The sequence below is a fragment of the Virgibacillus profundi genome (assembly GCF_002287375.1).
GTDB classification, from domain to species: Bacteria; Bacillota; Bacilli; order Bacillales; family Amphibacillaceae; genus Virgibacillus_K; species Virgibacillus_K profundi.
On record NZ_NPOA01000005.1, the window covers coordinates 229,057 to 240,860 of the forward strand.

11 protein-coding genes are annotated in these 11,804 nt (G+C 37.3%); all 11 read left to right on the forward strand.

All coding sequences use genetic code 11. The annotated features are described in order from the left end of the window. Nucleotides 1–131 precede the first annotated feature (131 nt). The 11 genes from CIL05_RS09335 to CIL05_RS09385 all read left to right on the forward strand — a co-directional run bounded on the left by CIL05_RS09335 (nt 132) and on the right by CIL05_RS09385 (nt 11,712). Entirely contained in the window at nt 132–923 is a 792-nt protein-coding gene (locus tag CIL05_RS09335) for a DUF3388 domain-containing protein (RefSeq protein WP_095655263.1), read from the forward strand. A gap of 17 nt (nt 924–940) precedes the next feature. Next, complete coding sequence (locus CIL05_RS09340) at nt 941–1,849, forward strand: helix-turn-helix domain-containing protein (protein WP_095655264.1); 909 nt, start codon at nt 941–943, stop codon at nt 1,847–1,849. A gap of 78 nt (nt 1,850–1,927) precedes the next feature. Beyond that, nucleotides 1,928–2,506 carry a CDP-diacylglycerol--glycerol-3-phosphate 3-phosphatidyltransferase gene (gene pgsA, locus CIL05_RS09345; RefSeq protein WP_095655265.1) on the forward strand — a complete coding sequence of 193 codons (579 nt, stop codon included), beginning with the start codon at nt 1,928–1,930 and terminating at the stop codon, nt 2,504–2,506. Then, entirely contained in the window at nt 2,506–3,750 is a 1,245-nt protein-coding gene (locus tag CIL05_RS09350; RefSeq protein WP_095655266.1) for a competence/damage-inducible protein A, read from the forward strand. Before pgsA ends, CIL05_RS09350 begins: the two co-directional genes overlap by 1 nt. A gap of 176 nt (nt 3,751–3,926) precedes the next feature. Further along, on the forward strand, nt 3,927–4,976 hold the full coding sequence (gene recA / locus CIL05_RS09355) for a recombinase RecA (RefSeq protein WP_095655267.1): 1,050 nt from the start codon (nt 3,927–3,929) through the stop codon (nt 4,974–4,976). 230 nt (nt 4,977–5,206) lie between these two features. Next, entirely contained in the window at nt 5,207–6,772 is a 1,566-nt protein-coding gene (gene rny / locus CIL05_RS09360; RefSeq protein WP_095655268.1) for a ribonuclease Y, read from the forward strand. 752 nt (nt 6,773–7,524) lie between these two features. Continuing rightward, a complete protein-coding gene (locus CIL05_RS09365) occupies nt 7,525–8,322 on the forward strand; it encodes a TIGR00282 family metallophosphoesterase (RefSeq protein ID WP_095655269.1) in 798 nt (265 codons plus the stop codon). Between the two features lie 106 nt (nt 8,323–8,428). Beyond that, nucleotides 8,429–8,689, forward strand: coding sequence for a stage V sporulation protein S (locus CIL05_RS09370; protein WP_095655270.1), 261 nt, complete (start codon nt 8,429–8,431; stop codon nt 8,687–8,689). A 271-nt stretch (nt 8,690–8,960) separates the two neighbouring features. After that, nucleotides 8,961–10,541, forward strand: a complete 1,581-nt coding sequence (gene miaB, locus CIL05_RS09375; protein ID WP_095655271.1) for a tRNA (N6-isopentenyl adenosine(37)-C2)-methylthiotransferase MiaB — start codon at nt 8,961–8,963, stop codon at nt 10,539–10,541. A 1-nt stretch (nt 10,542) separates the two neighbouring features. Next, nucleotides 10,543–10,971, forward strand: a complete 429-nt coding sequence (locus CIL05_RS09380; protein WP_095655272.1) for a YlbF/YmcA family competence regulator — start codon at nt 10,543–10,545, stop codon at nt 10,969–10,971. A 177-nt stretch (nt 10,972–11,148) separates the two neighbouring features. Beyond that, complete coding sequence (locus CIL05_RS09385) at nt 11,149–11,712, forward strand: outer spore coat protein CotE (protein WP_095655273.1); 564 nt, start codon at nt 11,149–11,151, stop codon at nt 11,710–11,712. Nucleotides 11,713–11,804 lie beyond the last annotated feature (92 nt).

An 11,804-nucleotide genomic window follows, 5' to 3' on the forward strand; every position in this document is an offset into this window, starting at 1 on the left:
TACAGCTTCTTTTTATTTATATGATTAAACTCTTTTCACTTGTCTTAAAATCATTTATTATAGAATATAGATTGCATATACAAAATGGATTGGTTACCATGAATAAAGTATATTAATAAAAGGAGCTAATTATGGAAAAAACAGAATGGTACCTTGAATATGAAATTCAAATGAACCGTCCTGGGTTACTGGGTGATATTTCTTCTTTATTAGGAATGTTGTCAATTAATATTATTACAATAAATGGGGTTGAGAACGGAAGAAGAGGTATGTTGCTTCTTTCAAAGTTCGATGAGCATATTACAAGACTAAAATCGATATTACAAACAATGGACACAATAAAAGTAACAAAAATTAGAAAACCAAAACTTCGTGATAAATTGGCTGTACGTCATGGTAAGTATATTCATAGAGATGCAGGCGACCGTAAAACCGTGCGTTTTGTACGGGATGAGTTAGGATTACTTGTAGACTTCATGGCCGAACTTTACAAACAGGAAGGCCATAAACTGATAGGCGTACGTGGAATGCCAAGAGTTGGTAAAACAGAATCGGTCGTTGCTGCAAGTGTTTGTGCAAATAAACGTTGGTTATTCGTTTCCAGTACTTTGCTTAAACAAACTGTTCGAAGTCAATTGATCGAAGGTGAGTATAATAACGATAATATTTATATTATTGATGGCGTTGTATCTAAAAGACGATCAAACGAAAAGCATTGGCAGCTTATTCGGGAAATCATGCAGCTGCCTTCCATTAAAGTGGTAGAACATCCGGATATTTTTGTTCAGGCTACAGAATATAATATGGATGACTTTGATTACATTATTGAATTACGCAGTCATGAGGATGAAGAAATTACATATGAACCTGTAGAAAAAGAACAATTCAGCCAGGGAAATGGCTTTTCTATGTTTGATTTTTAAAATGGATGGTGTTAGTTATGGAAATAGGTGCAAGATTAAAAGAAGCCAGAGAAGCAAATAACATTTCTTTGGATAGCTTACAGGAAACAACGAAGATTCAAAAAAGATATTTACTGGCAATTGAGGAAGGAAACTTCCATATCCTGCCAGGTAAATTTTATGCAAGAGCATTTATTAAAGAATATGCGAATGCTGTAGGCCTTAATCCTAATGATTTGTTAGAGGAATATAAGGAAGAAATCCCTAAAACTGAAGAAGAAAATGATCTTCAATATACACGGATACAACGATCAAGAAAAGAAAATAATTCTGACAAAAATTCAGCCATTTTCTCCATCATTCCAACGATTATTGTAGTTTTATTAATTATTGGTATTATCTTTGTTGCCTGGTATTTGATTAAGGAAACAATGTCTGAGGATGGATCCGCACCCCAGGAGGAACCAAATGATAATATAACTATTAATTACCCGGATGACAATACGGAACAAAATAATAATACAGAAGATGAGGGAACTGAAGCTACAGAAGATTCAAATACGGAGGAAACAGGTGAAGATGAACAAACTGAAGAAGGGTCTGAATCCGAGCTAAGTCTTGTAGAAGAAGGTTCTGGATCTGTACCTGTATCGACATTTGAATTAAATAATCCGGGGGAAGAAGTCCTACTAACGATTGAATCTGAAGGCTATTCATGGTTGGATGTGAAAAACGGAAATGATGAGATATTTTACGGAAAAGCATTTTCTGAAGAAGAGGAGCCACTGGAATTCGATATGACCGGAGAGGATAGAATTTATCTTAATATTGGTCATGCACCGGATATTAAAGTCCAAATAAACGGCATTGAATTAGAGTATCCAGTCGATCCTAATGAATTTGTACTGCAAAGAATTTGGATAAATCTTAATCAAGAAACTGAATAATATATATAAACCCTTCCTTTTTGCCTATACGGAAGGGTTTTATAACTTATATAAGATTTACAGGAGGATAAATGAAAAATGAATATACCAAATAAAATTACATTATCACGTATTTTTTTAATTCCCATTTTTATTATCTTATTAAGTGTTCCCTTTGACTGGGGAGAGTGGAGTATTGGCAGTGCAGCGTTGCCTATATCCCATTTTGCTGCTGCCTTATTATTTATTTTTGCTTCAGCAACAGACTGGGTTGATGGTTACTATGCCAGAAAATATGATCTAGTAACAAACCTGGGGAAATTTTTAGATCCACTTGCGGATAAACTACTTGTATCAGCAGCATTAATCTTATTAGTAGAAATGGGATTTGCACCAGCTTGGGTAACGATCATTATTATTAGTAGGGAATTAGCTGTAACCGGTCTGAGATTAGTTGCCGCCGGTGAAGGGATTGTCTTGGCAGCAGGCAGTATGGGGAAACTAAAAACCGCAACTCAAATGATTGCGATAGCCGTATTATTACTGCATAATTTTCCTTTTTCATACATTGAATTTCCATTTGGAACAATTATGTTATATATAGCTACATTCTTCACGGTATATTCCGGAATTGATTACTTTGTAAAAAATTGGCATGTAATGAGGGATTCTAAATAATGCGACAGTATAAAGCGGAAATTATTGCAGTTGGTACAGAGCTTTTATTGGGACAAATATCAAATACTAATGCTCAATGGTTATCACAACAACTTGCTTCATACGGTATAAATGTCTATAACCATGTTGTAGTCGGAGATAATTTAAAACGGGTGGAAGAAACATTTGCGCTTGCAGAGAGCCGTTCAGATATTATTATTGTGACAGGTGGTCTTGGTCCAACAGATGATGATTTAACCCGTGAAGCATTTCAAAGCATAAGTGAATTGGAAATAATTGAACATCCTGATTCTATGGGGAAAATAAAACATTTTTTTGAAAAGCGAAAATCTGTTATGACACCAAATAACCGGAAACAGGCACGAGTTTTTAAAGGTTCAGAGGTACTTGAAAATAAAGTTGGAATGGCGCCTGGAATGATCCTGACCCATAATAAGAGCACTTGGGCATTTCTTCCAGGTGTTCCCAGAGAAATGAAACAGCTGGCTACAGATGATGTTTTCCCACATCTTCAAAAACTGACGGGTAATAAGGATATTATTAAATCAACTGTCCTGAAGTTTATTGGAATAGGTGAATCAAAGTTAGAACATGAATTAAAAGACATTATCAAAGCACAAAGTAATCCAACGATTGCTCCTTTGGCGCAAAATGATGGCGTAGTTATTCGTCTGACGGCAAAAGATACTTCGATGGAGAAAGCAGATAGTTTGCTTGAACAAACAAAACAACAGATTCTTCATCGGGTTGGAACGTTTTTTTATGGTGTTGATGATCAGACGCTTGAAGGTCAGGTGATTACATTATTAAAACAGCAAAACAAGCAGATAGCTGCAGCAGAAAGTCTTACAGGCGGATTATTCATGAGTAAACTTATTTCGGTTGAGGGTGCATCTGAAGTTTGTTCTGGAGGAATTGTCTGTTATGATACAACAGTAAAAGAAAATGTCCTTGGAGTTTCCAAAAACACCATTCAATCGAAGGGTACAGTTAGTGAAGAATGTGCAGTGGAAATGGCTGTAAATGTACGAAAACAACTGAATTCAGCCATTGGAATAAGCTTTACAGGTGTTGCCGGTCCGGGTGAAGTGGAAGGACATCCGGCAGGAACTGTTTTCATAGCAATCAGCAATCATACCGGTGAAAATTTAGTTGAGAAATTTATTTTCCAGGGTAATCGAAATACAATTAGACATAGAACAGTATTAAAAGGTTTGGAAATTCTTTATAAATACTTAAAATAGCAAAATACTGGCCTATTTTGAAAGGGAAATTGCTTTTTGAGTATGCAAACCTATTCTATAATTCTAATTTACAGAAAAAAACCGCTACAAAACATGAGAACGTTTATTCGATTTTTCTTGGCAAATAGGTAAAAACAATGTATGATGTAAATAGATAATTAAAGGAGGCAAATACGTTGAGTGATAGAAAACAAGCTTTAGATATGGCGTTAAGACAGATAGAGAAACAATTTGGTAAAGGTTCCATTATGAAACTTGGTGAACAGGCAGGGCAAAAAATTGCTACAGTTCCGAGTGGGTCATTAGCATTGGATGTAGCGCTGGGAGTTGGGGGCTATCCAAGAGGTAGAGTTATAGAAATATACGGACCGGAATCCTCTGGTAAAACAACTGTAGCATTACATGCGATCGCTGAAGCACAGAAGAAAGGCGGACAAGCAGCATTTATTGATGCAGAGCATGCGCTTGATCCTACCTATGCAAGAGCTTTAGGTGTCGACATTGAGGAACTGCTTCTATCTCAGCCTGATACAGGTGAGCAGGCACTGGAAATTGCCGAAGCGCTAGTACGCAGTGGCGCAGTAGATATTGTTGTTGTGGATTCAGTTGCCGCATTGGTTCCTAAAGCAGAAATTGAGGGGGAGATGGGTGATTCACATATGGGGCTGCAGGCACGCCTCATGTCTCAGGCCTTAAGAAAGCTATCAGGAGCAATTAACAAATCGAAAACTACCGCGATATTTATCAACCAGATTCGAGAGAAAATAGGTGTGATGTTTGGAAATCCAGAAACAACACCTGGTGGACGTGCCCTTAAATTCTATTCTTCTGTAAGACTGGAAGTACGCCGTGCCGAAACATTAAAACAGGGCAATGAAATAATTGGTAATAAAGCTAGATTAAAAGTGGTGAAGAATAAAGTAGCACCACCATTTAAACAGGCGGAAGTGGATATCATGTACGGGAAAGGTATTTCCAAAGAAGGGGAAATTCTCGACATTGGTTCCGATTTGGATATTGTTCTAAAAAGTGGTGCATGGTATTCCTACAATGAGGAAAGACTTGGTCAGGGACGGGAAAATGCGAAACAGTTCCTCATAGAAAATCCGGAGATCATGGATGAGATTCATAACGCAATCCGCAAGCATTATGAGCTGGATGAGACAGAAGCAACAGAAGAATCAAAAAAAGAAAAAGAAGTTGGACAGGAAAGTTTGGATGTATAAGAAATCAGTATCACCCTTATTAACAATTGTTAATAAGGTTTTTTTTATCTAAAGTATAACCTTCATTAAATACTTATGACGTTTCCTTGACATTCGCCATGTAGACAATTAAAATTAAACTGTATAATTTTATAATTTACTTATAAGATTTATTGTTATTTTTGCATTTTAAATGGGTACATGCCGACAATAATGAATTGTACAATTTTATAGCAATGGGAGGTGAAATCATGGACAATCCTTTAATCATCTCCATTTTGCTTGCTTTTATCCTAATCGTAGGTCTGTTTGTTGGTTATCTGATACGTAAATCAATTGCAGAAGCTAAAATTTCCAGTGCTGAAACATTAGCTAAACAAATAGCTGAAGAAGCACGAAGAAATGCGGAGGCTGCTAAGAAAGAGGCGCTTCTTGAGGCGAAGGATGAGAATCATAAACTTCGCCAGCAGGCAGAGGAAGAATTACGCGAACGCCGTACAGAAGCGCAAAAGCAAGAAAACCGTCTAATGCAGAAAGAAGAAAATCTGGATCGTAAAGATGAAACATTAGACAAGCGTGAACTTATGTTAGAGAAAAGAGATCAATCCCTAACAGAAAAACAACAACAAATTGAAGAAATGGAAAGCAAAGTGGAAGCTATGAAAAAAGAGCAGCAAACGGAGCTTGAACGCATTTCAGGATATACAACAGACCAGGCTAAACAAATTATTTTAGAGCGCATTGAACAAGAGGTAACACACGAATCAGCATTAATGATTAAAGAAGCTGAAAATCGTGCAAAAGAAGAAGCTGATAAAAAGGCAAAAAGTATTCTTTCGTTAGCCTTACAACGCTGTGCTGCGGACCATGTTGCAGAGACAACTGTATCCGTTGTAAACCTACCTAATGATGAGATGAAAGGTCGTATTATCGGCCGTGAAGGTCGTAATATACGAACATTGGAAACATTAACTGGTATCGATTTAATCATTGATGATACACCAGAGGCAGTAATTTTATCCGGTTTTGATCCAGTTCGAAGAGAAACAGCTCGTATGGCATTGGAAAAACTCGTGCAAGATGGTAGAATCCACCCTGCAAGAATTGAAGAAATGGTGGATAAAGCCAGACGTGAGGTTGATGAATATATACGGGAAATTGGTGAAGAAACAACATTTGAGGTCGGTATACACGGACTGCATCCAGACTTAGTAAAAATACTTGGCCGTCTAAAATATCGTACAAGTTATGGTCAGAACGTCCTGAAGCATTCTACAGAGGTTGCATATCTCTCCGGATTGCTGGCTGCTGAATTAGGTGAAGATGTTACATTAGCAAAAAGAGCGGGATTACTTCATGATATTGGAAAAGCAATTGATCATGAAGTTGAGGGAAGTCATGTTGAGATCGGTAAAGAGCTGGCAATGAAGTACAAGGAACATGAGGTTGTTATAAATTCGATCGCTTCACACCATGGTGATGAAGAACCTACTTCCATCATTTCTGTTCTGGTAGCTGCAGCTGATGCACTATCTGCTGCCCGTCCAGGGGCAAGAAGTGAGACATTGGAAAATTATATTAAACGTTTGGAAAAGCTTGAGGAAATCTCTGAATCATTCATTGGTGTAGAGAAATCATTTGCAATTCAAGCCGGAAGAGAAATTCGAATTATGGTAAAACCTGATGAAATTGACGACATTGAATCTGTTCGTATCGCACGGGATATTCGAAAACGAATAGAAGGAGAGCTCGATTATCCAGGTCATATTAAAGTAACTGTGATTAGAGAAACAAGAGCAGTTGAATATGCAAAATAAAAGCGGCTATATAGTCGCTTTTATTTTTTTATATACTTTGACATTGCATATGCATTATGAAAAGCTATAGCTATTAGTATTAAAAGCTGTTTTTTAAAGATTTGGGACTGCGCACTGCCCGTCCCACCGAAATGAATTGTTGTTTATGCCGCAAAGGATATATACTGCGACGTCAATTAAGATTAAATTCCCATGATCTGTGCTCTTGCTGCCGTCCGGGATCGCTCCGGGCGGATGCTTTCCGCGGGCACGGCCTTAGCCTCCTCGAGAAAATCACTCTGCGGGGTCTTCGGACATGTGCTGGGACTGCGATTACTCGCCCCACCGAAAACCTTTGTTCCCGCAGGACAAGGAAAGCTTCGACAGCATCTGCATCGCACGCAGAAAATAGATCTGTATTTTCAAGGAGTCACCGCCCTTCGCTCACCCGAACTGGTAAGGTGGTTCGATGTTTTAAAAATTGATTACTAATGCAGTACATCGGCAGTAACCGGAAATCCAGCGGAGGAAACACATTGAAGACTCCTGCGGGAGGAAAGGCATAGGTGAGACCCCCGAGTGCCCGAGTGCGTAGCACGAGGAGGCTCACCAGCCGCCCGCGGAAAGCGAAATGTGTTTCTGGAGCGAATCCCTGCTCTTAACTAGCGTTTGCAAAAGAATTGTCATTACGTCGCACTTTATATCCAATTTGAAGATTAAAAGCAACAAAATTAACAGAAGAGACTTATTAAAAAAGTTAGGGTGATCATAAGATGAAGATTTTATTTATTGGAGATGTCGTTGGCTCTCCAGGAAGAGATATGGTACAGGAGTATTTACCAAAATTAAAGGAAAAACACCGTCCAAATATAACAATTATTAATGGTGAAAACGCAGCATCTGGCAAAGGAATAAATGAGAAAATTTATAAACAATTTCTGGAATGGGGCGCTCAGGTTATTACAATGGGTAACCATACATGGGATAAAAAAGAAATATTTGATTTTATCGATGATGCAAAATACATGATTCGACCGGCAAATTTCCCTGAAGGCAACCCAGGAAAAGGTATGGTTTTTATAAATATTAACGGTATAGAAGTAGCAGTAATTAATTTACAGGGAAGAACTTTTCTTCCAACAGGTGATGATCCATTTCGCAAAGCTGATGAATTAATAAAAGAAGCAAAAAAACGTACTGATATTATTTTTGTTGATTTTCATGGAGAAGCAACAAGCGAGAAACAGGCAATGGGCTGGTATGTCGATGGAAGGGTTAGTGCTGTTGTTGGTACACATACACATACCCAAACGGCAGATGAACGTATTTTACCTGAAGGATGCGCATATATATCTGATGTGGGGATGACGGGGCCGTATGATGGAATTTTAGGGGTGGAAAGAGACGCAGTAATTAAAAGATTTCTTACTTCCATGCCGGTACGTTTTGAAATTACGAAGAAGGGTAGAACACAGTTAAATGGGTTTTTAGTGACGATCGAAAACAAAAGTGGTAAGGCAACCAATGTAGAACGTATCTTAATAAATGATGATCATCCATTCTTCGGTTGATTAATTGAATGTTTCGAATTATTGATGCATAATAGGGTAATAAGCTAACATCTCCAGGAATATAGTAGCAATAGAAGTCCAATAGGAAATGAAGGAGGTACTAGTAATGGACGTATTAAAGGTTTCAGCAAAATCAAATCCAAATTCAGTAGCAGGTGCACTTGCAAATGTCTTACGAGAACGTGGCAAAGCAGAAATTCAGGCAATCGGAGCAGGGGCATTAAACCAATCCGTTAAAGCGGTTGCCATAGCAAGAGGATTTGTAGCACCAAGCGGAGTCGATTTAATATGTATCCCAGCCTTTACCGATATTATGATTGATAATGAAGAACGAACAGCAATTAAGTTGATTATTGAGCCAAGATAATTAAAAACGAATGATAGATAGTGTTACGTAACCTCGTAGCACTATTTTTATGTAGAAGACCAGTAACTTGGATAGTTTAACCTATCTCAAAGTTTCGACAAGTCCAGATATAAAAATGACAAATTTGGTAACCTTCCTTCTTATGCAGGAGGCTTTTTTGTTTGTGCTGACTTCAGAAGTATTGTTAAATTTAGTCAAAGGCTTTATACTGTAATAATGTAATGTACAGTTATACATATTTATATATGTCTAAATAGAAAGGAGATTAATGATGAACGAAGAGCAACGGAAAGAGCAAGCTCAAATAAGACAAGTGGAAAATCCAACAGATGTAAAGTCTGATGAACATAATATGGATCGAATTAAAAATACTTCAAGTGATGATATGATTACTAAATATTTTCAATCGAATTATCAGCCACCTGATATAAAGAAAGCAAGAAAACGTCGGAAAGAGGACGTTCAGTTTCATTATGACTTTTCAATTCCTGAAGATATGGAGAATATTGGAAAAGGGAAAAAGTTCCTTATTCGTACATACGGCTGTCAAATGAACGAGCATGATACAGAAGTAATGGCAGGAATTTTAACCGAAATGGGTTATGAATCTACAAATGATACAAATGATGCTGATATCATCTTATTGAACACATGTGCAATTCGTGAAAACGCAGAAAATAAAGTGTTTGGTGAAATCGGTCATTTGAAGCCATTGAAACTGGAAAATCCGGATCTGATTATAGGTATTTGTGGTTGTATGTCACAGGAGGAATCTGTTGTTGATCGCATCCTGAAAAAACACCAGCATATTGATTTAATCTTTGGAACGCATAATATTCATCGTCTTCCGCACTTGGTAAAAGAAGCATTATTCGGTAAAGAAATGATTGTTGAAGTATGGTCAACAGAAGGAGACATTATTGAAAACCTTCCAAAGGCCCGTAAAGGTAAAATTAAAGCATGGGTTAATATTATGTATGGTTGCGATAAATTCTGTACGTACTGTATCGTTCCAATGACACGCGGTAAGGAACGCAGCAGGAGACCAGAGGATATCATCCAGGAGGTACGCCATTTAGCTGCACAGGGCTACAAGGAAGTTACACTACTTGGGCAAAATGTGAATGCATATGGAAAAGACCTTGAGAATATGACATATGGACTTGGCGATTTAATGGATGCTCTTCATAAAATAGATATACCACGTGTCAGGTTTACAACTTCACATCCAAGGGATTTTGACGATCGATTGATTGAAGTAATAGCTCAAGGCGGTAATTTACTCGATCATATCCACCTGCCTGTACAATCAGGAAGTAGCGAAGTATTGAAAAAAATGAATCGGAAGTATACAAGAGAAGACTATCTGGAGCTTGTTCGTAAAATCCGAAAAGCGATGCCAAATGCAACACTCACAACGGATATTATTGTCGGTTTCCCTAATGAAACAGAAGAGCAATTTGAAGAGACAATGACATTAGTGGAAGAGGTTGGTTTTGAAGCAGCATACACATTCATTTATTCACCTCGTGATGGTACTCCGGCAGCACGCAAAAAAGATGATGTACCGGAAGAAGTGAAAAAGCAGCGTTTATATCGTCTAAATGACCTTGTAAACAAACAATCCGCAGCATCTATGAAAACATATGACAAACAGGTTGTTAAAGTTTTAGTTGAAGGTGAAAGTAAAAAAGACCCTGATGTTCTTGCTGGATATACAGAAAGAAACAAACTTGTTAACTTTAAAGGACCAAGGTCTGTGATTGGAAAAATTGTAGAAGTTGAAATAACAGAAACGAAAACATGGTCATTAAATGGTAAAATGGCAGAAAAAACAGTTGAGGTGAACTAACATGGCTGAATATACTCGTACACAAATATTAGATGAAGCAAAAAAATTAGCAGAAATGCTTGCAAATACAGAGGAAATTGATCGATTTAAACAAGTGGAAGCAAAGATCAACGAAAATAAAAAGGTACAGCAATTAATTCAACGTATTAAAACATTACAAAAACAAGCAGTTAATTTTCAAGCCTATGAGAAAACAGAGGCACTGAAAAAGGTAGAAGCTGAAATTGATCGTCTTCAGGAAGAAATCGATGAAATTCCAGTAGTTCAGGAATTTAAAGAGACACAAATTGTTGTAAATGACGTATTGCAATTGGTATCAGGAACAATTGCCAGAGAAGTCACAAACAATGTAATCGAATCAACGGGTGGCGATGTTTTAGCAGGAGAAACCGGCTCTAAATCAACTAACGGTACCAGCTGTGGACACTAATACTAAAACCAGGTGAGGAATCTAATTCCCCGCTTGGTTTTTTCTTTCGTTATAGGCGAATTTACTGTGATAAAGACATAATAACTCATGCTTTCCTCTCTTTCAAAAAAGAGCTATGCACTTTAGGTGTTTGTCTTGCATAAAATGACAATGAAAAAAGAGGAGGTAAAAGTAATTATGACTTTTCTTGATAAAGACTATAGAGAAATCATTACAAAGGCCGTTATTGGCAGAGGAAAAAAGTTTACGCAGGAATCCCATTCGGTATCGCCATCACACAGGCCTACAAGTATTTTAGGGTGCTGGGTGATCAATCATTTATATAATGCAAAGAAGAAATCAGAAGATACAGTAGAGATCCATGGAAGCTATGACATTAATATCTGGTATTCCTATAATGATAATACGAAAACAGAGGTGGTAACAGAAAGGGTAACTTACACGGATGTTATCCCACTTTCCGTTAAGGATGATAATTGCATCAATGATGAATTTGATGTTATTGCAAAAGTAGTACAACAACCAAACTGTCTGGAATGTAAGATTTCAAATAAAGGGCATAAAATTGTTGTTGAAATTGAACGGGAATTCATTGTGCAGGTTATTGGCGAAACAAGACTTTCTGTAAAGGTTAATCCAAAATGGGAAAATCATGATGATGACGACGATTCATGGGGATTTGAATTGACAGATGATGAATTGGAGGATGTGAAGCCAGATTTTTTAGGTAAAAAAGATTAAAAATTTACGAGGGATATATTCTCTCGTATTTTTTTTGTTCAATTTCAATATTCGTCTCACCATTTCATAATATGCTATAATAGGATAAGAAT